Annotated in this window: 20 protein-coding genes, 1 tRNA gene and 1 riboswitch; of the genes, 10 read left to right on the plus strand and 11 right to left on the minus strand. The window is 54.3% G+C overall.

All coding sequences use genetic code 11. The annotated features are described in order from the left end of the window. Positions 1 to 24: 24 nt before the first annotated feature. Positions 25 to 98 (plus strand) — tRNA-Lys (locus M2120_RS04585). Positions 99 to 140: 42 nt separating this feature from the next. On the opposite strand, the gene M2120_RS04590 is transcribed toward M2120_RS04585, so the two are convergent. The 5 genes from M2120_RS04590 to M2120_RS04610 all read right to left on the minus strand — a co-directional run bounded on the left by M2120_RS04590 (position 141) and on the right by M2120_RS04610 (position 5,007). Next, a complete protein-coding gene (locus tag M2120_RS04590) occupies positions 141 to 782 on the minus strand; it encodes a DUF998 domain-containing protein (RefSeq protein WP_280797539.1) in 642 nt (213 codons plus the stop codon). Positions 783 to 837: 55 nt separating this feature from the next. Further along, a complete protein-coding gene (locus tag M2120_RS04595) occupies positions 838 to 1,821 on the minus strand; it encodes a pirin family protein (RefSeq protein WP_280797540.1) in 984 nt (327 codons plus the stop codon). A gap of 115 nt (positions 1,822 to 1,936) precedes the next feature. Further along, a complete protein-coding gene (locus M2120_RS04600; protein WP_280797541.1) occupies positions 1,937 to 2,611 on the minus strand; it encodes a hypothetical protein in 675 nt (224 codons plus the stop codon). Between the two features lie 85 nt (positions 2,612 to 2,696). Continuing rightward, positions 2,697 to 3,743: an LLM class flavin-dependent oxidoreductase gene (locus M2120_RS04605; RefSeq protein ID WP_280797542.1), complete on the minus strand. Its 1,047-nt coding sequence runs from the start codon at positions 3,741 to 3,743 to the stop codon at positions 2,697 to 2,699. 67 nt (positions 3,744 to 3,810) lie between these two features. Next, the gene (locus M2120_RS04610) at positions 3,811 to 5,007 is read right to left on the minus strand and encodes a CapA family protein (protein WP_280797543.1); all 1,197 of its coding nucleotides are present in this window, start codon (positions 5,005 to 5,007) and stop codon (positions 3,811 to 3,813) included. A 62-nt stretch (positions 5,008 to 5,069) separates the two neighbouring features. On the opposite strand from M2120_RS04610, the gene M2120_RS04615 reads away from it, so the two are divergent. Next, positions 5,070 to 6,614, plus strand: a complete 1,545-nt coding sequence (locus M2120_RS04615; RefSeq protein ID WP_280797544.1) for a glycosyltransferase — start codon at positions 5,070 to 5,072, stop codon at positions 6,612 to 6,614. A gap of 17 nt (positions 6,615 to 6,631) precedes the next feature. Beyond that, the gene (locus M2120_RS04620) at positions 6,632 to 7,165 is read left to right on the plus strand and encodes a gamma carbonic anhydrase family protein (RefSeq protein ID WP_280797545.1); all 534 of its coding nucleotides are present in this window, start codon (positions 6,632 to 6,634) and stop codon (positions 7,163 to 7,165) included. Here the strand turns inward: M2120_RS04620 and M2120_RS04625 are convergent. Both M2120_RS04625 and glyA read right to left on the minus strand, forming a co-directional pair. Further along, positions 7,155 to 8,039 (minus strand): bifunctional methylenetetrahydrofolate dehydrogenase/methenyltetrahydrofolate cyclohydrolase, encoded by an 885-nt coding sequence (locus M2120_RS04625; protein ID WP_280797546.1) that lies wholly within the window; start codon positions 8,037 to 8,039, stop codon positions 7,155 to 7,157. The genes M2120_RS04620 and M2120_RS04625 overlap by 11 nt on opposite strands. After that, entirely contained in the window at positions 8,033 to 9,313 is a 1,281-nt protein-coding gene (gene glyA, locus M2120_RS04630) for a serine hydroxymethyltransferase (RefSeq protein WP_280797547.1), read from the minus strand. The genes M2120_RS04625 and glyA overlap by 7 nt, the downstream gene beginning before the upstream one ends. Positions 9,314 to 9,361: 48 nt before the next feature. After that, positions 9,362 to 9,446, minus strand: a riboswitch (ZMP/ZTP riboswitch). Between the two features lie 33 nt (positions 9,447 to 9,479). Here glyA and purU point away from each other — a divergent pair. From purU to M2120_RS04660, 6 genes are all read left to right on the plus strand, one after another. Next, positions 9,480 to 10,334, plus strand: coding sequence for a formyltetrahydrofolate deformylase (purU, locus tag M2120_RS04635; protein ID WP_280797548.1), 855 nt, complete (start codon positions 9,480 to 9,482; stop codon positions 10,332 to 10,334). A gap of 101 nt (positions 10,335 to 10,435) precedes the next feature. Beyond that, positions 10,436 to 11,002 carry a YceI family protein gene (locus M2120_RS04640; RefSeq protein WP_280797549.1) on the plus strand — a complete coding sequence of 189 codons (567 nt, stop codon included), beginning with the start codon at positions 10,436 to 10,438 and terminating at the stop codon, positions 11,000 to 11,002. A 149-nt stretch (positions 11,003 to 11,151) separates the two neighbouring features. Next, positions 11,152 to 11,901 carry a dioxygenase family protein gene (locus tag M2120_RS04645; protein ID WP_432418549.1) on the plus strand — a complete coding sequence of 250 codons (750 nt, stop codon included), beginning with the start codon at positions 11,152 to 11,154 and terminating at the stop codon, positions 11,899 to 11,901. Between the two features lie 90 nt (positions 11,902 to 11,991). Beyond that, the gene (locus M2120_RS04650; protein ID WP_280797551.1) at positions 11,992 to 13,425 is read left to right on the plus strand and encodes a ferredoxin reductase family protein; all 1,434 of its coding nucleotides are present in this window, start codon (positions 11,992 to 11,994) and stop codon (positions 13,423 to 13,425) included. Continuing rightward, a complete protein-coding gene (locus tag M2120_RS04655; protein ID WP_280797552.1) occupies positions 13,425 to 13,943 on the plus strand; it encodes an FMN-binding protein in 519 nt (172 codons plus the stop codon). The genes M2120_RS04650 and M2120_RS04655 overlap by 1 nt, the downstream gene beginning before the upstream one ends. Positions 13,944 to 13,951: 8 nt before the next feature. Continuing rightward, positions 13,952 to 14,716 carry an FAD:protein FMN transferase gene (locus M2120_RS04660; RefSeq protein WP_280797553.1) on the plus strand — a complete coding sequence of 255 codons (765 nt, stop codon included), beginning with the start codon at positions 13,952 to 13,954 and terminating at the stop codon, positions 14,714 to 14,716. On the opposite strand, the gene M2120_RS04665 is transcribed toward M2120_RS04660, so the two are convergent. Then, entirely contained in the window at positions 14,625 to 16,538 is a 1,914-nt protein-coding gene (locus tag M2120_RS04665; RefSeq protein ID WP_280797554.1) for a heavy metal translocating P-type ATPase, read from the minus strand. The two genes, M2120_RS04660 and M2120_RS04665, sit on opposite strands and share 92 nt — an antisense overlap. Before the next feature lie 386 nt (positions 16,539 to 16,924). On the opposite strand from M2120_RS04665, the gene M2120_RS04670 reads away from it, so the two are divergent. After that, on the plus strand, positions 16,925 to 17,377 hold the full coding sequence (locus M2120_RS04670) for a GNAT family N-acetyltransferase (protein WP_280797555.1): 453 nt from the start codon (positions 16,925 to 16,927) through the stop codon (positions 17,375 to 17,377). A 57-nt stretch (positions 17,378 to 17,434) separates the two neighbouring features. On the opposite strand, the gene ddaH is transcribed toward M2120_RS04670, so the two are convergent. Genes ddaH through purN form a run of 3 tightly spaced genes read right to left on the minus strand, consistent with a single transcriptional unit; the run spans position 17,435 to position 20,831 of the window. Next, positions 17,435 to 18,631, minus strand: coding sequence for a dimethylargininase (gene ddaH / locus M2120_RS04675; protein ID WP_280797556.1), 1,197 nt, complete (start codon positions 18,629 to 18,631; stop codon positions 17,435 to 17,437). An 11-nt stretch (positions 18,632 to 18,642) separates the two neighbouring features. Continuing rightward, positions 18,643 to 20,241, minus strand: a complete 1,599-nt coding sequence (gene purH, locus M2120_RS04680) for a bifunctional phosphoribosylaminoimidazolecarboxamide formyltransferase/IMP cyclohydrolase (RefSeq protein ID WP_280797557.1) — start codon at positions 20,239 to 20,241, stop codon at positions 18,643 to 18,645. Beyond that, complete coding sequence (purN, locus tag M2120_RS04685; RefSeq protein ID WP_280797558.1) at positions 20,241 to 20,831, minus strand: phosphoribosylglycinamide formyltransferase; 591 nt, start codon at positions 20,829 to 20,831, stop codon at positions 20,241 to 20,243. The genes purH and purN overlap by 1 nt, the downstream gene beginning before the upstream one ends. Between the last annotated feature and the right edge of the window lie 10 nt (positions 20,832 to 20,841).

Genomic DNA, 20,841 nt, shown 5'->3' on the forward strand with positions numbered 1-20,841 from the left:
AGAAGGGCACTCTTTGAGTGCGGCGGGCCTCTAGCTCAGTTGGTTAGAGCATCGGACTTTTAATCCGAGGGTCAAGGGTTCGATCCCCTTGGGGCCTACAACCAAGGAATCCCTCACCATATGGTGAGGGATTCCTTATTTCAACTCTTGTTACCACTGGCTCCGTTGCTGCTGTGATTTTTCATAAAGCGCCACGTCAGAATAATGACGAGAGCTGGGTAGATCGCCTGACTGGTTGTCACAACTCGTTCCCATAATCCTGCGGTGTGGATTTCGGGATTCGTCCACACGCTCAAGAACCCGATTGCGATTGCCCCTAGGGCAAGAGTGGCAACGATAGAAGCAAGGGGGCGAACAATCGGTGGCCACTCACGGGTAAACCTCATACCAAACACAGGCCACACCGAAAAGATGACAAATGAAAGCGTGGCAAAAACTCTGTGAGGTTCAGAAACCCCTACCAACGGTGTGGGAAAAATCGTGAGACCAATGGTTGCCAGCCCGCCCAGAAAGATCAATACTCGAGCAGGTTTTGCTAACACCGTGAATTTCCACGCGACAACGATGTCAATGAGTGCACCCAAGAGAAAAAAGCTTGACTGGATATACCTCACCGGAGATTCCGGTGATGCCAATTCACTAATGGTTTGGGTTATGGGGTCATATCCAGGCCAGAGGGCTGCTGACAAGCTCCAACCCACAACCGATTGGATAGGTCCTAATACAGCTAGGACAAGCAATAACCGACTGACCTGGTGAGGGTGAATATCAGTTTGAGTCATGATGCCCCTTCCGGATGAGAGCTTACGGGGCTATCTACGCACTTGCTCAGGACTTTTAGTGCCTGTGGTGGAAAGGCTGCAGTGCATCGTCAGGAATCTGCCCAAAACGACCATAGTTGAAATCTTCCAATGCTTGAACAACCTCTGCCTTAGTGTTCATCACGAAGGGGCCATAAGCAACCACAGGCTCATTGATGGGCTGCCCACCGAGTAGAAGCACATCGAGTGCTCCATTGCGTGCATCTTGAATCTTGTCAGCGCTCAGCACGACTCGATCTCCGTCAATCATGACAGCAAGAGTTCCTGCCGTGATGGGGGCAGCAGAGCCACCAAGTTCACCTTCGCCGACTGTTCCCTGACCAGCGAGCGTGTAGGCAAGGGCGTTGAATTCAGGGTTCCATGGGATTGAAACAGAAGCTCCTGGCGCCAAAGTCACGTGAGCAATGGTCATTGGTGTCTGAGATTTACCGGGACCAACGTGTCCATCTATCTCTCCGGCAATCACGCGAATGAGTGCTCCACCATCTTGGCTGGAAAGGAGCTCAACATCTCCACCTGCCAGATTCTGGTAGTTCGGTGCTGACATCTTTTTTGAGGCTGGCAGGTTAATCCAGAGTTGAATTCCGTGGAAGAAACCACCAGACATCACCAGTTCATCTGGTGGCGTCTCAATGTGAAGGACGCCAGAACCTGCAGTCATGTATTGGGTGGCACCGTTTTCAATAATCCCGCCACCACCATGGTTGTCTTGGTGCTGGAAGGTGCCATCAATCATGTAGGTGAAGGTTTCAAACCCACGGTGAGGGTGCCAAGAAGTTCCGCGAGGTTCATAAGGTGCATATTCAACTTCACCCATTTGATCCATATGAATAAAGGGATCGATGTCTTGGTAAGAAACTCCTGCAAAGGCACGAGTCACAGGGAAGCCATCACCCTCGAATGCCTGCGGACCCTTCGTAACTGACTTCACCGCACGAGCACGGCCAACGGCTGGAGCCAAGTGAGGCAGGGTGAAAGTATCAGCGGTTACAGCAGGCATGTGAAGCTCCTCATGAGTTGAACATTAGAGATAAGTCATTCACTAGTCAGAGTATTCCCACACAGCAAAGACGGCATCCCCGAAGGGATGCCGTCTTGTTCAGCTGTGCTGAGAATTACTTCTTTACAGCAGGCTTCTTAGCCGCAGGCTTAGCTGCTGGCTTAGCTGGTGCCTTTTTTGCAGCGGGCTTCGCTGCAGGCTTGGTAGCAGGTGCCTTTGCTGCTGCAGGCTTTGCAGCGGGCTTCGCAGGCGCTTTCATGGCAGCAGGCTTTGCCGCTGGCTTGGCTGCTGCCTTTGGTGCAGCCGACTTGGCAGGAGCCTTCTTAGCAACTGGCTTCGCAGCAGCCTGAGGAGCAACTGCTTTAGCTGCCGCAGGCTTTGCAGCAGGCTTAGCGGCCGCCTTGGAAGCTGCTGGCTTGGCTGCTGCCTTAGCTACCGCAGGCTTCGCAGGTGCCTTCTTTGCAGCAGGCTTTGCGGCAGGCTTTGCAGGAGCCTTCTTCGCTGCAGCAACTGTCTTCTTCACAGTTGCAGTGGTCTTCGCAGCATCCTTCTTGATGGTTCCTGCAGCGTGTGCAAGATCCTTGCCGACAGAAGCGGCAGTCTTGGATGCGTCCTTCTTGACGGTGGTGGCAACCTTCTTGGTGGTGGTTGCTGCTTTCTTTGCAACAACAGTTGCATCAGCTGTGACGTCCTCGACCTTGTCTGCAACAACTGCTGCAGTTGCGCCGGCCTGCTTTGCGCCGGAGCGGAAAGCCTTCTTCAGTGAGGAAAGGAAAGATGACTGAGCCATCGAGATAACACTCTCATTTCATAGTTGGGGGTGTAACAAAGTTTGTACTTAAGCCTAACCTGAGTGTTTCTTATGAAGCAGGTGCTTAGACGCGAGCCGTCACAAAGCCCAGGTGAGCAACCTGAGGCAAAACTTCTGTTCCAAAAAGTTCAATGGACTTCATCACATCAGCGTGAGGAACATTGCCAATGTCCATATGCAAGATGTGGCGGTCATGCTTGAGTTCGGCATGAATCGCTGCCAAGCGATCTGCGACCTCGTTTGGCGTTCCTACAATGATGGGGCCTATGCCCGTGGCCTGCTCTTCATAGAGCTCACGATCTGGAATGGGGCGACCACGCTCTTCAGAGACTTTCATAACTGAAGGCAGCCAGTGCTGATACATGACTTCTTTTGCGTGAGCTGAGTCGGTAGCAACGAGTCCACGGCCGGCTACTCCCACTTTCATGGTGGCAAGGTCATGTCCAGCTGCAACTGCCTCAGCGCGGTAGTGATCCACTAAGTGTTTGTTGGAGGCAGGTGGGTTACCCAGAAATGAATAAATTGCATTCATTCCCAACTGTGCTGCGCGGGTGGAAGATTCAGGTGTTGCACCGGTTGCCACCCAGAGGTCTAGCTCTTCATGGGCTGGCCTTGGCCACACTCCAGGAACGGAGAATGGTGCTCGATGCGTGCCCTTCCAATCAATAGGACCACCCTTGTTGAGCAGCTTCATTAGTTGGAGTTTCTCGGTGAACTCAGCTTGTATTTCTTGACGCTCATGTCCAAATAGGTCATACGACTCGCAAAATGCTCCTGTGCCAACGGTGACTTCAGCACGTCCATCAGAGATGAGGTCAAGGCTTGCATATTGTTCAAATACTCGAACAGGGTCGTCCGTTGGCAGCACGGTGACAGCTGAACCTAGGTGAATCTGTGTGGTCTGTGTAGCTGCTGCCGAGAGGAGGGTCACTGGGGCAGAGAGCGGATAGTCAGCACGGTGGTGCTCGCCTAAACCGAAGTAGTTCAATCCCACTTGGTCGGCAAGACGTATGCGCTCGAGCAGGTTTTTGTATAGCTGCCGTTCAGAGGCGTAAGTGCCGGTTTCGGGATCAATGCTGCTATCGCCGAAGCTGTATATCCCGAGTTCCATGACATTCCTTAGGTGTTCTACCCAGGAATAAGTCAGAAATAGAGTTTCCTATTCCCGAACGCACTCATTACTTTTCTTGAGTAACCAACCACTCATGCGCACCGGCAGCTTCTGCACCCATCGCATTGACGGTGGCACGGGTGCGTTCGCGAACCCCAGCATCAAACTCTGGGCTTTGGCACACTCCCTGCGGAGCATCGGAGGCAACCGAGCACCAGCGATAGACACCATCTTGTTTATTGGTTGCCGCTGCCCAAGCCATGTCACTGACAGACCAAGTGCCATCCTTGGCCTTGCTGAACTGTGCCCGCATGATGAGGAACTCGTTGTTCACGGGATAGTCGCCAGAAGATTCACTAATTCCGTTGCCCAGTGAATACACAATCCAGTGGCCGTTATAGAACTCCATCGGCTGAATGGCGTGGGGATGGTGGCCATAAACCATGTCGAATTGGCCACTGTCGATCAAGGCGTGAGCGTTGTTGATTTGCTGAATATCGGCCTCGTTTGAGTATTCAGTTCCTGCGTGCTGCACTCCGATGACGACATCGGCACCTGCGGCACGCGCCTGAGCAGCACGGGCAATCATCACATCCGGGTCAAGCGGATAGTTCACTTGCCAATCAAACTCATTGAAGTTGCCATTGACCGAGAACGTGGCAGAGATGAAAGCAACTTTGCCAGCAGGAGTGTCCATGATGAGGACCTGGTTCGCTTCTTCTGGGGTGCGATATGAGCCGGTGTGCTTGAGCCCATTTTCATCAAGAACATCCAGCGTGCGAACAACACCGTCATAACCTTGGTCAACGGTGTGGTTGCTGGAGGTGTCACACGCGTCATAACCAATGGCTTTTTCGGTGGAGGCGAGTTCCCAAGGAGTTGCAAAGATTGGGTATCCCGTTGGTTCTTGCCCAACCTGAGTAAACGGTGTTTCCTGGTGACAGATCGCAATGTCTGACTCGTTCAGATAGGCGCTCTGTCCTTGCAGCAGAGGCATGAAGTCATAGTTTCGACCTGTTGCATCGGTGGGTATGACAGCGGGCTTCCACAATCCTGCGTGGAAAAGCATGTCACCTGTCGCCGTGATGGTGAAGCAGTCATCGGTCGGACATTCCGGGCCTAGGCCTGGATGACGGGTCGGGGTTGGCGTGGGAGTGGCGGTCTTTGTTGCACTGAGCTTGGCCACTGGTGTCTCAGGTGCACATGCGCCAAGTGTTAGTCCGACTGTTAGTGCGAGCAGTCCTGCAACGATTCCCCGTTTCATTTCTCCATTCTGCCAGTGCATAAGTTCAGGGGTAATTACCGCTCAACAAGTAGCATGAGCAGGTGAGTTCAACAGTTCTTCCTGCCTCCAACTACGTCAGTGTGACCTGGGGTATCCGCACTGACTCTGGCGGGCTCACCGTCACCCTGCTTCACCGTGCAGGCATCATGAGCCAGGCAGGTGCCGGCCATGTCACCGTGCTCACCTTCGATAACTTTCCTAACTACGAACAGGTTGAAGTTGAGCTTCGCAAGATGGGCCGCCTTTTTGGAGACGTATCTATCTGCAACCTGTGGGATTGGCTGCGCACTGAGCAGGTTCCTGTTCGTGCAACTGGGACTTCCGCCGACATTCTTAAGGCTTTTGCCCCCATCGCAGATTCGGATTCTTTTGAATCCACTTTCCGCAACGGCAAGGAACTCTCTCGCACGAGATATGCCTCAGATGATCTGACGGTGCTTCAGGTGGACCATTTCCGTGAAGACGGAACCATGCTGTTGAGTGACCGCAGAGACTTTCGCGAGCGCGGTGTGCGCGGCGGTCGACGCATTGTGTTGTGCGATCTGCAGGGAAACCCCTACAAGCTCTGGAAGTACCCCAACGATTTCTATCACTGGGCACTAGATCGCATGAACGGCAAGACCCCCACCACCTACATCATCGACAGCAAGACAGCGGTCAACATGTTTGTGGAATATCGTCGACGTAATGCACTGACCGTGCACGTGATTCAGGGGGCTCACGTCGAAGGAACCACTGCAGATGGTCGCCCTATCCTGACCCAGGCACGAAGCAAGAGCATTGCTCAGATTCCAGCTTTCGACCTGGTTGCCACTTTGACTAAACGTCAGCGCCGTGACGTTACCGACATCGTGGGAGCAAGTCCCAATCTTGTAGTCATTCCCAACTCTGTGCCACTTCCTGATCCGCAGGAAATCGTTCTGGAACGCCCTGTTGACCGAGGAATCGTGGTTGCCGCTTTCGTTCCTCGTAAGCGCGTTCACTTAGCTATCGAGGCAGCAAGCAAGGCCAACTCATCTGCCCAAATTCACCTCGATGTGTATGGCGAAGGAGAGACTCGCCCGAAGGTTGAAGCCATGGTTACTTCTGCCCAAGCAGATGGATACACCACTCTCCACGGCTATAGCACCACAGCCCTGAATGAGACCAAGACTGCTTCCTTTATTCTCATCACTTCGGAGACCGAAGGAACTCCCCTCGTCCTTCTTGAAGGCATGGCTGCTGGCTGTATTCCGATCTCTTTCGATATTCCCTATGGCCCCAGCGACATCATTGTTGATGGCGTGAATGGTTTCCTTATTCCTGACGGTGACACAGACGCCATGGCTGCCGCCATTGTGCGTCTGCAGTCACTGCCCGAAGACAAGGTCTTGGCCATGCGTGCTGCAGCAATCCAATCCGTGCAGTCTTTCAATGACGCGGCAGTGGTTCAGTTGTGGAGTAAAGCACTGCGCACAGCGTGGAAACACAAGAGTGCACGCTGGTGGCGTGCACTGCGCAAATGGCAGGCATCCAATGCAGAAAAAGCCTATGCGCGCCGCGCACCGGAAATTGGACCTAAAACCCCTCCCGCACCACGTCGCTAGGGTTCTAGGCTGAAGGCATGACGAACCCAGACCAGATCATTTCTGTTCCCAGCTACGGCACCCCCAGCATTGATGACTCCTGCTACATCGCACCAGGCGGACGCCTGGCCGGCGATGTCACCCTGCATGCCAACGTGGGCGTCTGGTTCAACGCCGTGTTGCGTGGAGACTACGAACCGATCGTGATCGGTGAAGGATCCAACATCCAAGACAACGTCAGTGGCCACGTCGACACTGGCTACCCGCTCACCCTGGGCAAGAATGTTTCTGTCGGCCACAACGCCGTAATCCACGGCTGCACCGTGGAAGATGACTGCCTGATTGGTATGCACGCCACTGTGATGAATGGTGCAGTTATTGGCAAGGGTTCCCTCGTTGCCGCTGGCGCACTCGTGCTTGAAGGAACCATCGTTCCACCTGGTTCTTTGGTTGCCGGAGTTCCTGCGAAGGTGCGCAGAGAGCTCACTCCAGAAGAACAAGAAGCAGTGCGCAAAAACGCAGCTAACTATCGCAAGCGCCTCGAGATTTATAAGGCCGAAGCTACGAGTTAGCAGCTAACTCCGCTGCCTTGACCACGTTGGCCAGCAGCATTGCCCGGGTCATCGGACCAACCCCACCAGGATTCGGGGAGAAGTGCCCAGCAACTTCAGCAACTGCCGGGTCAACATCACCGGTGAGTTTTGCTTTACCGGTCTCTGCATTCTCAACACGAGTAATACCCACATCCAAAACTGCAGCGCCAGGCTTCACCCAGTCAGGTTTGATGAAGTGGGGAACACCCACAGCAGCAACGACAACATCAGCACGACGAATATCGTCCTCAATGTTGACGGTGCGAGAGTGGGTCAATGTCACCGTGGCATCAATACCTTTACGATTGAGCAAGAGCCCTAACGGACGTCCCACGGTCAAACCACGACCCACAACAGTCACATGCTTACCCGCAAGAGGAACGTCATAACGCTGAAGAAGTTCCACAATTCCGGCAGGGGTGCAAGGAAGTGGCGAAGCCAGTTCACCTTCAATTCCCATCACCAGACGACCCAAGTTCATCGGGTGTAGACCATCAGCATCCTTGGCAGGATCAATGAGCTCCAGTGCTGCATGCTCATCCAACCCTTTAGGCAAAGGAAGTTGGACGATATAACCGGTGACGGCAGGGTCTTCGTTGAGCTGCTGAATAGCAGCTTCAACATCGGCCTGTGTTGCTGTGGCAGGCAGATCAACTCGTATCGAGTTGATGCCTACCTCAGCACAGTCACGGTGCTTACCCGCAACATATGAACGTGAACCAGGGTCATCACCAACCAGCAACGTTCCCAAACCAGGAGTAATGCCCTGAGCTTTGAGCGTTGCAATCCGGTCAGCAAGTTCACCCTTGACGGCAGATGCAGTAGCGATGCCGTCGAGAGTGATTGCTACCACTGTTCGAGGCCTGGGTATAGGGGGAATGCGTCGGTGAGAACCTTGACACGTGCCTTGAGTGCAGAAACATCTGCACCAGGCTTGAGTGCCTCAGCAATCACGTCTGCAACCTCGGTGAACTCAGCATCGCCGAATCCACGAGTAGCCAAAGCAGGTGTTCCAATACGAAGACCAGAGGTCACCATAGGTGGACGTGGGTCGAAAGGTACCGAGTTACGGTTCACGGTGATGCCTGCTTCGTGCAGAACATCTTCTGCCTGCTGGCCATCCAGTGGAGAGTTACGTAGGTCAACCAGAACCAGGTGAACATCGGTGCCACCGGTAAGAACATCAACGCCAGCTGCCTTCATGTCTTCCTGAGTGAGGCGGTCAGCAATGATCTGAGCACCACGAAGAGTGCGCTCTTGACGGTTCTTGAACTCAGGGGTCATAGCGAGCTTGAACGCCGTAGCCTTCGCAGCGATGACGTGCATGAGTGGACCACCCTGCTGTCCAGGGAAGACGGCGGTGTTGAGCTTCTTAGCCAGTTCTTCATCACGGCTGAGGATCAAACCAGAGCGAGGACCAGCCAGGGTCTTGTGAACGGTGGTGGAAACCACGTCAGCAAATGGCACGGGGTTGGGGTGAAGACCTGCAGCAACCAGACCAGCGAAGTGAGCCATGTCGACCCAGAGCTTGGCCCCAACTTCATCAGCGATAGCGCGGAATTCAGCGAAGTCGAGCTGGCGTGGGTAAGCAGACCAACCAGCAATAATCACCGAAGGCTTGTGCTCGTGTGCAAGCTTGCGCACAACATCCATGTCAACGAGGAAGGTTTCAGGGTCAACACCGTAGGCAACGGGGTTGTAGACCTTGCCGGAGAAGTTGAGCTTCATACCGTGGGTGAGGTGACCACCGTGAGCAAGCTCAAGACCAAGAATGGTGTCGCCAGGCTGTGCGATCGCGTGCAGAACTGCAGCGTTCGCGGTTGCACCCGAGTGTGGCTGAACGTTGGCGTATGCAGCACCGAAGAGCTTCTTTGCGCGCTCAATGGCGAGGCTTTCTGCCACGTCAACGAATTCGCAACCACCGTAGTAACGCTTACCGGGGTAGCCTTCTGCATACTTGTTGGTGAGGACCGAACCCTGAGATTCAAGAACAGCGCGAGGAACAAAGTTCTCAGACGCAATCATCTCGAGGAAGTCGCGCTGACGGCCCAGCTCGTCCTGAAGAACGGCAGCAATCTCGGGGTCAACCTCGGATAGCGGGGCGTTGAAGGTGTTATCTGAAGACACGGTGGGCTCCTAGGGGTAGACCGGGACAAACCCGGAACAGGTTTTGTCGTTCATGGCCCAGGCGTTCGGCCAGATCCGCTCTTAAGTCGCTCCCTGATGGATACCCATCTCAACGCCAGTTGCGACTGTGTCAGTCTACCAAGCCTCGAGGCAATAATCTTGATACATGTCTGAAGCAACGCACTGGGTAGTGACCTTTGTTTGTGCCGATAAGCCGGGAATCGTGCACGCAGTTTCTGGTGCAATCGTTGCAGCCAACGGAAATATCACTGAGAGCCAGCAGTTCTCCAGTGATGACACCGGAACCTTCTTTATGCGCCTGCAGGTAGAGACTGAAGCAAACCGCCAAGAATTCGAACTCGCTTTGCAGCCAGTTATCGCTGCGTATGACATGCAGTGGCGTCTGGATGTTGTTGGCCGCCCACTGCGCACACTCGTGCTGGCAACTAAGGCTGCCCACTGTCTGAACGACATCTTGTTCCGCCAGCGCGCAGGACAGCTTCCGGTTGAGATTCCACTAGTTCTCTCCAACCATGATGATTTGAGTTCCCTTGCTGGCTTCTATGGCATTCCGTTCGAATCCATGCCTGTCACCACACCAGAGCAAAAGGCAGCTTTCGAAAAGCGTCTGCTCGAAGTTGTCGAAGAAAACGATATAGAACTGGTCGTTCTTGCCCGATACATGCAGGTGCTCTCACCTGAGTTGTGTAAGAAACTCGAAGGCAAGATCATCAACATTCACCACAGCTTCCTCCCTGGTTTCAAGGGCGCTAACCCCTACAAACAGGCCCACTCTCGGGGCGTGAAACTCATTGGTGCAACAGCCCACTTCGTCACTAGCGACTTGGACGAAGGACCTATCATCGAGCAAAACGTCGTACGCGTGGATCACTCCCGCTCCCCTGAGGAACTCGTCGCTATCGGTCAGGATGAAGAAAGTCGCACATTGACCCAGGCAGTGAAGTGGTTTGCGGAAGACCGCATTTTGCGCGATGGTCAGCGCACCATTATCTTCAAGTAAACATTTCGTAAATAAAACTTCTTTCGGGAATAGAACTCGGATTTCTGGGTTACACCCCCTGACGCACAGGTTGTGCTGTCGCCATTCTCGAAGGAAGAAACATGACTATTACTGCCGCCACAATCCCCGGTTACAAAGCCGGTACTTGGACCATTGACAAGACTCACTCGACCGTGGGCTTCTCTGTTCGCCACCTCATGATCAGCAAGGTTAAGGGCACCTTCGACACTTTTGATGCAACCTTCGTGACCGGCGAAAATCCCCTCGACACCAAGGTGACCGCAGATGCACAGGTTGCGTCAATCAATACCAACGATGAGAACCGCGACGGCCACCTGCGCCAGAACGACTTCTTTGAAGCAGATAAGTACCCCACCATTTCCTTTGTCTCAACTGGCGTGAAGGTCAAGAACGCCGAGGAAGGCGAATTCGTTGTGAGCGGCGACCTCACGCTCAAGGGCGTAACCAAGAGCGTTGACTTCGATTTCGAACTCGGTGGCTTCGCAACCGATCCTTACGGAAACTACAAGGTCGCTGCTTCAGCAGAGACCGAGATCAACCGTGAAGACTTCGGCCTGTCCTGGAATGCCGCGCTCGAGACAGGTGGCGTGCTCGTCGGCGAGAAGGTCAAGATCACTCTCGACTTCCAAGCGGTTCTTCAGTCTTAGTCTTCTGAACTTGTGTGGGTGGTCGCGTCTGCGCCACCCACACATCTAGGCGGGAATATTTAGTACCCGCTTTGACTTAGCTTGATATAGACAAAGATTCAACTACTCAAGGAGCTCCCGTGTCTGAGACTCAGCAACCCGTTCTCTTTATGAGCCACGGTGCTCCCATGTTGGTCGATGATGCTCGCTGGTCGAGTGAACTTGCTGGCTGGGGTCAGGCTATTGAGAAGCCCAAGCAGATCTTGATGGTTTCAGCGCACTGGGAAGAAGCCCCTGCCACCATCAGCAGCACGATTGACCACACTCCATTGGTCTATGACTTCTATGGCTTCCCCAGCAAGTACTACCAAATGCAATATGACACCCCCGCGGCTACGGAACTCGCTGCTGACGTGATGGGTGTGCTCGGGCCTGAGGTTCAACAGGATCAAGCTCGAGGACTCGACCACGGAGCTTATGTTCCGTTGACTCAGATGTATCCAGATGCAGATATCCCTGTTTTGCAGCTTTCACTACCTAGTTTGAACCCTATCGACCTCTTTGAAATGGGGCGCAAGCTGGCTCCACTTCGTGATTCTGGAACGTTGATTGTGGGCTCTGGTTTCACTACCCACAACCTGCGCTGGTTCAACCCAGGTGCTGGCCCAGATGGCGCACCACCCCAGGCTTCTGCCGAGTTTGATCACTGGGCTGCCGAAGCTTTGGAAAACAAAGACATTGATGCCCTGTTGAATTTCTGGGACACCGCACCGGCAGCCCATGAAGCTCACCCACGCATTGAGCACTGGGCACCCCTTTATGTTGCTCTGGGCGCTGCCTTGGAGACAGGTTTGGACAATAACTCGACTATTGAGGGCTTTTGGTATGGCCTGTCGAAGCGCTCATGGCAATTGAGCTAAATTCCCAGAAATTACTGAACTTTCACATTCATAAGTAATTCATAGGTTTGTCATAGGGTTCCCTCAGTCAAACCTGACAGGTTTATCTACATGACCTCCACTGCGCCATACCGAACACCTCAGCCCGCACGCCGCGGCAGCGCCACTTCAGAGCGCGCCACAGCTATCAAGCGTGGCTATAAGGCACGTCTGCGTCGTGGAGATCTACTCGAAACAATCGTGTATTTCTCGGTGGCCATCGTGCTGGCGTTGTTCCTGGCAGATGGTGGTGCCACGTACTTCATCAACATCAAGGACGTTGCAACCGGTGTTGGTATCGTGACCGGCTTGGTCGGTTCTGACCTGCTGCTCATCATGCTTATCTTGGCTGCACGTATTCCAGCCATTGACCGCACTTTCGGCCACGACAAGGCACTGGCTCTGCACCGCAAGCTGGGTAAGCCTGTTCTCTACTTGATTCTGGCCCACATGCTTCTGCTCATGATTGGCTATGGCATCGCTCAGGGATTGAACCCTGTTGCCGAAGCAGTAGACATGATTGTCAACCAGCAAGACATGTCCATCGCGTTCATTGCGATGGGACTTCTCATCCTGGTTGTGGTGACCTCCCTGGTTATCGTTCGTCGCAAGCTCTCCTACGAGTTCTGGTACATCGTTCACCTGCTCTCCTATGGTGCAATCCTGCTGGCACTTCCCCACCAGTTCACTCAGGGAATGATGTTTGCTGAAGGAACGTGGGCGCGCTGGTATTGGATGGCTCTCTACGTTGGCGCATTAGCGTCCATCACGATCTGCCGTGTGATTGTTCCAATCGCCAGTTCGCTGCGCCACGACCTCCGCGTGAGCGAAGTTGTGATCGAAGCTCCCGGCGTTGTCTCGGTCACGATGCGTGGCCGCGAACTGGATGCCCTGCGTGCCCAAGGTGGTCAGTTCTTCCAGTGGCGTTTCTGGGCACCTGGCTTCTTCTGGCAGTCACACCCCTACTCCCTCTCCGCCCACCCTGATGGCCGCTCACTGCGCATCACTGTGCGAGACCTGGGTAAGGGAAGTGCACGTCTGCTCAAAATCAAGCCCGGTACTCGTGTGAGCTTTGAGGGTCCCTACGGTCTGTTTACTCAAGAAGCCCGCACCACGAACAAAGCAGTCTTTGTTGGTGCAGGTATTGGTATCACTCCTATCCGCGCCCTTCTTGAAGCTTCAGATCTTGCACCACACGAAGCAACCGTGATCTTGCGAGGCAGCGACAACACTGATGTGTACCTCTGGCAAGAGACCTATGACCTGTGCGTCGAAAAGTCTGCCTCCCTACGTGTGCTCGTTGGTCACCGCCCTCGTGGTGTGAACACATGGCTCTCAGCTGAGGCATACGGCAAGGGTGAATCACTGCTGACCCTTGCTCCCAAGATCAAAGAATCCGATCTCTACATTTGTGGCCCCACCCCGTGGACCGAACTCGTCATCCGAGATGCGCAGCGTCTTGGCCTCAAGGATCACCAGATCCACGCAGAAAGGTTTGATTTCTAATGCGTTCAGGTAGTGCATTCATGGCTGGACTTGGTTCAGCAGCAATCATCGCTATTGGTTGGCAGGCAGGCGTGGGAACGCTCACCTCCGCTCTGCCACAAAGCGGAGCTTCTGCTTCTGGCACAAGCAATGCTGCAGGTTCATCTTCAGGAACCAGCTCAAGTTCTTCCAGCTCTGCAAGCACCGACACTTCGAGCCAGGCTGCAACTACTGCTCCTGCGGCAAGTGGTGCAGCGGATGGCACCTATGACGGCTCTGTGGTCAACACCCGTTTTGGAACCGTGCAGGTTCAGGCAGTGATTTCTGGTGGCAAGATCACCGACGTCATCGCAGTCAAGCTCACCGATGCTGACCGTAAATCTGTAGCCATTAGCCAACAGGTGGCACCGATGGTTCGCTCCGAGGTGCTCACCGCGCAGTCAGCAAAGGTAGCCAACATCTCAGGTGGAACCTACACAACCCAGGCATACCTGCAGTCACTGCAGTCTGCACTGGATGCTGCTGGCTTCACTGGCTAACTCTTTCTATGTCCGTTCACACCTTTGACACCATGGGAACCATGGTCAGTATTCGCATTGCGGATACTGAAGAAGGTGTTCCCAGACAGAGCATTGCTGCAATCAATGAGATTGAGCACGAGTGTGCTCGATTGAACGAGACCTTCAGCCTCTATCTCAAAGATTCTGAAATATCTCAGATAGCGCGCGGGGAATTGGCTTTGGCAGATTCCAGTGAACTGATGCGAACCGAATATGCGCGGGCATTGGACTGGCGAGAAAAAACAGACGGCGCTTTCACCCCTCATCGTCCAGATGGCGTTATTGATCTTTCTGGAACCATCAAGGCCGTCGCCATCGATACTGCAGCACAAACTCTGATCGGTTCGGGTTTCAGAAACTTTTCGGTCAATGTGGGCGGCGATCTCACCACCTTCGGAAATCAATCCAGTGAGGAAACGGGCTGGATTACCGGCATTCTGGATCCCCTCGATCGATCTTCACTGCTTGCTGCACTGCGTTTGACCCCAGACTTTCCTGCCGTGGCGACCTCAGGTTCTGCTGAACGCGGTGAACACATCTGGCTACGGCCTGAGACCACAAAGGCATTCGTGCAGGCGAGCGTGATTGCTTCCGACATCATCACAGCAGATGTGTTGGCGACCGCGATCATCTCTGGCGGCCAGGCAACCCTGGATCAGATCACACAGAACTTTGCTGTGGCTGTAATGACCGTTGCGCCAGATGGAGCTTTGCAAGCCAACGCGAAGTTCCAAGAGCTCGTAGCGCGTTAACAATCGCGACCACATCAATAACTTCTTGGAAACCTGCACCAACAACAGCAGGTATGAGTCCAAAGGTTGCCAACACCATCAAAATCAGGCTGAGTGAGATACCAATCCAGATGCTTTGTGTGGCTATTCGAATGGTTTGCTGACCTATCTCAATCGCCCTGGCAATGCGGTGCAGATCATCTTTCATAATCACCACATCTGCTGATTCACTGGCAGCAGTGGAACCACGTGCACCCATCGCGACGCCCACATCTGCAGCAGCCAGCACAGGTGCATCATTGACTCCATCTCCCACCATCATGACGGGACGATCAGTTACTGCCTCAACTGCGTGAACTTTATCCAGGGGCAAACACTCTGCCTGCACGTTCGTCACACCCAATTCGCGAGCCACATGCTCTGCGGTGACTTTGCCGTCGCCGGTGAGCATGAGTGTGTGACGAATACCCAGAGCTGCAAGCCACTGCAAGGTGTCTGGTGCATCTGCGCGAAGTTCATCACGCAATAACAAGGCCCCAGCAAATTTGCCATCGATGGCAACATACACAGCCAGCTCACCGGCGTTAATCTCTACCCGAACTGCGCTGGGGTCTTGTTCGGCAATGAAGCTGTATTTGCCCACCACGACCTTTTTTCCCTCGATGGTGGCGGTCAAGCCCGCAGCGGTGGTTTCGGTCACATCGTTGCAGGCAGTCACACTGAGGCCACGCTGCTGGGCTCCCACCACAATCGAGTGAGCCAGGGTGTGGGAAGAATATTGCTCTGCGATAGCAGCCAGTCGCACCAGCTCGTTTTCATCAATGCCAGGTGCCGTAATCACAGAGCTCAACACGGGTTGACCGTGAGTCAATGTTCCTGTTTTATCGAAGGCCACTGTCTTGATGCGTGCCAGCTTTTCGAGCGTGCCACCGTTTTTGACGATGATGCCGTGACGAGCTGCCCGGCTCATTCCCGCGATAAAGGCAACCGGTGCAGCAATGATCAGTGGACACGGGGTTGCCACAACCAGCACCTCAGCAAAGTGGGACGGGTTGCCGCTGATTAACCAAGCAGTTATGGCCAAGACATACGCCACGATGGTGAAGGGAACTGCGTAGCGGTCTGCCATGCGAACAAACGGAGCTTTGCTCTCCGAAGCCTCTTTCACCAGCTCCACGATGCGCTGATATTGGCTGTCTTCAGCACGTGCGGTAACTTCCATCCGGAACACAGCCGAGCCGTTGACTGAACCACTGATGACTGCTTCGCCTTTTGTCCTCTCGAAAGGGATGCTCTCCCCCGTCAGGGACGACTCATCGAGGATGGCTTCTGCAGTGAGCAATATTCCATCCACAGGAATGAGTTCACCTGGCTTCACGACAACGACGTCACCAACCTGTAACTGTGTAACAGGACAATCTTCGGTCGCGAAGAGTGCACCCTTCTCTGCCCCAGCACTGGAGTAGACCTCACGGTGAGCTATCTGTGGTGTGTTGTTCAGCAGTGACGTCAGCTCCCGCTTTGCGCGGCTTTCGGCGTAATCTTCGAGAGCCTCACCACCGGTGAACATCAACACGATGATGATGCTTGCCCAGTACTCCCCGACCAGCACCGTGGCAATGATGGCGGTTACTGCCAGAACATCAATGCCCCAGTGCCCTTTGAGGATGGATCGAATCATGCCGACTGATTCTTTGGCGGCAACACCTAACGCAAAAATGCTGATGATCCAGCGGGTTGCTTCTTCTAACCCGGAAAGAGCGAGAACTCCACCCACGAGGGCAAGCACAATCGTCGCCGCGATGACGGGATATCGCAGGAAGAAGGGACGATGTTTTTCCACTCTCTCAGCTTCTCACATTCGCCTTAAATGAAGAATGGGCTCCTAAAGGAGCCCATTCACTTCAGGTTCGAGCTGAAGAGACTAGTTGCAGGTGCAGAGTTCGTTTTCAGGAACTCCTTGGAGTGCCTGTTCGATGTGCTCGCCGCAACCGGTCCAGGTGGTCTTGCCGCATGAACCGCACTTGGCTGGACTACACATGTTTTACCTCCGTGTTTGCGATGACCCAAAGGTCAATCTGTATACCCCCTAGGGTATCTTAACTGCGCCCTCTTCGCCAGAGCGAAGAACTGCACAGCGTGAAGTTAAAGGGTAACTCCCAGAAATAGTTAATCAAGCATTTACATTCGCCAGGTGCCCAAAACTCCCTGCGGGTTTACCCTAGAACTATGGGGAACTACAGATTAGAAGAACTCAATGCCAGCAACATCGTTGCGGCAAACAGCCTCACGCTCAAGCGTGGCCAAGAACAGTTCATTGCTCCCCCGTCCTACTCCATTTCGGAAACCTATGTGAACCCCACCACTGCATGGCCACGCGTGGTGATGGATGGTGACACCGTCGTCGGATTCATCCGCGGAAACTTTGATCCAGAAAACCCCAGCGAAGAACTGCGCAGTTGCCTCTGGCGCATCCATGTCTCTGCCGACTACCAGGGCAAGGGTGTGGGAAGTTTCGCTGTTGCAGCTCTGGCAGATGAAGCACGCAAGCGCGGGAACAAGCGCCTGACCGTGCTCTGGGAAAGCGGACCCGAAGGCCCAGAGGCTTTCTTCCACCGCGTTGGCTTTAAAGACATTGGCACCTCCCGCTTCGGTGAAACCATCGGCGAGATCACTCTCTAAGACAACGAACAAAGGGACCCAGTAACCTGGGTCCCTTTGCTGTAAGCCTCAGCGTTGTTAGCGCAGACGCACTGACAAGCAGGTGACACAACCTTCGAGCTTTTCGAACTCGGAGATGTCTACCGTGATAACGCGGTAACCGAGTTCGCGGAAGAGTTCAGCGGACTTAGGTGCTGCCGAGGACATCAGAACGGTGTCTGGAGAGAGCACAACGACGGCAGTTCCATGTGCTTCTGGCACAGGCAAGAAGCGATCGAACACTCCCTGGTCATCGACCAGGGGTGGGTGACCAATGACGGTTCCATCTGGCAAAGCAGTAACAGCAGTCTTGAGGTGAAGAGCCTTCGTCACAGGAACAGCAACAACGGTGTAGTCCTGCTTGGCAGCGATTGCGCGCAGCTGGCGAATACCTTCACCGTTAGTGCGACCACCACGACCGACATAGATCGTCTTGCCAACCTTGAGCACATCGCCACCATCGAGAGCACCTGGGCTCACAATGCGGTCAATTTCAACACCCAGCTCACGCAAGGTTGACTCGGTAGCTTCAATCTCAGGCTTGCGACTGTCTGCACCTGGGTTGGTAATGACGGCAAGCTTGCCGAGCATCACGACGGTGTCCTCAATAAACACGCTGTCAGCGAGGTCATCACGAGGCTCAACCTCAACGGTGGTCCAGCCTGCAGCATTCAGCGCAGCAACGTAGCCATCCCATTGCTGGTCTGCCAGTTCAAGGTCAACCTTCTTGCGCTTGATGTGGGTAACCAAGCCATCAGCCAAAGTTGCAGCAGGAGCGCGCACCAAGGCCACCTTGGTGGGTGTGGCAACACCACGGCCCAAGATTGCACGCCAAATGGCAGTTCCCGCAGTAACGGTGGCAATTGAACCAGCAATAACAAAGATCAGGTTCACACTCAGCAGCGAAGCGAATACACCGGTGAATACCTCGGGCGAGAAGACGGCGCCCTGGACAGCTGCCTGAATGAACATGCCCAGAATGGCTGAAACTACTGAAGCAACGAGGCCAACCAGCCAGGCGTAACGACGCTTAGCCAAGAAGCCAAACACACCCGCGATGAAGATAAGGAAGAACAGGATGGTGCTCGCACCAATGAAGAACGAACCTGCCTGCCACAAGATTGCTTCCTCAAAATTATTGCCAATGAAGAAAGCAAGGCCGGTGGCGTCCTGAGTAATGACCGCGACTGCGAGTGCAGCGAGTGCGGCGGCAATGAGACGACGTGGTGTGAGCATTTATTTATCCTTTAGTGGAAGAAGTGGCGTTCGCCGGTGAAATACATGGTGACTCCAGCCTTCTGAGCAGCGGCGATGACTTCTTCATCGCGAACTGACCCACCAGGCTGAACAACTGCCTTGATACCGGCAGCAAGGAGAACTTCGAGACCGTCTGCGAAGGGGAAGAACGCATCGGAGGCGGCAACTGAGCCCGCAGCGCGGTCTCCCGCACGGTTCACCGCGAGATGGCACGAGTCAACACGGTTGACTTGCCCCATACCCACACCCACTGAAGCGCCGTTGTGGGCGAGAAGAATCGCGTTGGACTTCACCGAGCGGCATGCTTTCCACGCAAACTCGAGATCAACCAAGGTCTCAGCGTCAGCAGGTTCACCTGAAACAAGCTTCCAGTCGCTGATCAGTTCACCCAGCTTGGCGTCACCATCAAAGAGGTCCGCATCTTGAACCAGGAAACCGCCAGAGATCTGGCGGATCTCCTGCGGTTCACGACCAAAGTTTTCCGGAAGCTGCAGCAGGCGCAGGTTCTTCTTTGTCTTGAGCAGGGTAAGTGCGTCAGGTTCAAAACCGGGGGCAACGAGAACCTCGGTGAAGACTTCGCTGACCTGCTCAGCCATCTTGAGAGTGACGGGGCGATTTGCCGCGATGACTCCACCGAATGCAGATACGGGGTCGCACTCGTGAGCCAGGCGGTGAGCTGAGGCAATCTGATCCACTGCCTTATCCCGGCCCACAGCAATGCCGCATGGGTTTGCGTGCTTGATGATGGCAACAGCAGGGTTAATGAAGTCATAGGCGGCACGCACTGCGGCATCAGCATCAACGAAGTTGTTGTAAGACATTTCCTTGCCACCTAAGAGGGTGGACTGGGCAATACCGTGACCACCCTGCTCGAGGTAGAGGGCAGCGTCTTGGTGAGAGTTCTCGCCATAGCGGAGAATTGATCCGCGCTGGGCTGCAATCGAATACGTCTCGGGGAACTTCTCATCCTTGACGAACCAGGCAGAAACAGCAGCGTCATAAGCGGCAGTGTGCGCAAAAGCTTCAGCAGCCAACGAACGTCGCTGGGCCAGCGTCGTTCCACCTTGTGCAACTGCCTCCATGATCTCGCCGTAACGAGCAGGAGAAACCACAATGGCAACATTGGGGTGGTTCTTGGCAGAGGCGCGAACCATGGCTGGCCCACCGATATCGATCTGTTCAATGACGTCTGCATCTTCAGCACCGGAAGCCACAGTCTCACGGAAGGGGTAGAGGTTGACCACAACCAGGTCAAAAGCCTGAATGCCCAGATCGTCGAGCTGATCCGCATGAGCCTGCAGGCGAAGGTCAGCCAAGATTCCTGCGTGCACGGACGGGTGCAAAGTCTTCACGCGACCATCGAGCGACTCAGGGAAGCCCGTGACGTCGCTCACATCCTTAACCAGGTGACCTGCATCGCGAATGGTCTGTGCAGTTGAACCAGTGGACACCAGCTCAACACCGGCAGCGCTAAGTGCACCGGCAAGGTCGAGAAGACCGGTCTTGTCGCTGACCGAAATCAGTGCGCGACGGATAGGAACAACGTCGCGGTGGTTGTAGAGACTGGGGTCGTGTGAAGGGCCGCTCATCAGCGTGCTAACTCCTCAAGGTTGACGTGGGCGTGGGCGATATTGCGAACGGTGTGAACAATGAGTTCACGCTCGACAATCTTGATGCGCTCGTGAAGTGAGTCTTCAGTGTCATCAGCGTTGATGGCAACCTCCACTTGCTCAATCACGGGGCCAGTGTCGACGCCCTCGTCGACAATGTGGACTGTTGCACCGGTCACGGTTGCACCATCTTCCAAAGCGTCACGCACAGCGTGAGCACCGGGGTAGAGAGGAAGCAATGCAGGATGCATATTGATCAAATTGGGCGAGAATGCAGAAACCACATTGGCAGGAAGTATGCGCATAAAGCCAGCACACACCACGAGGTCAGGTGCATACTCTGCTATCTCAGCAACGAGAGCTTCGCCCCAGCTCACTCGGTTGGCATAGTCACTAGGTTTAACCACAAAGGTGGGAACGTTGAACTCCCGAGCATGGGCAAGACCAGAAGCCTCGTTATCTGCGCCAACAGCAACAATTTGTGCGGGGTAGGTCGCATCTGTCGCTGCCTCCAGAAGGGCACGAAGATTTGAACCTGATCCGGAGATCAGGACGACGAGTTTCAGCACCCCTCAAGCC

This window comes from Aurantimicrobium minutum (genome assembly GCF_029893825.1).
In the GTDB taxonomy this organism is placed as follows: domain Bacteria; phylum Actinomycetota; class Actinomycetes; order Actinomycetales; family Microbacteriaceae; genus Aurantimicrobium; species Aurantimicrobium minutum_C.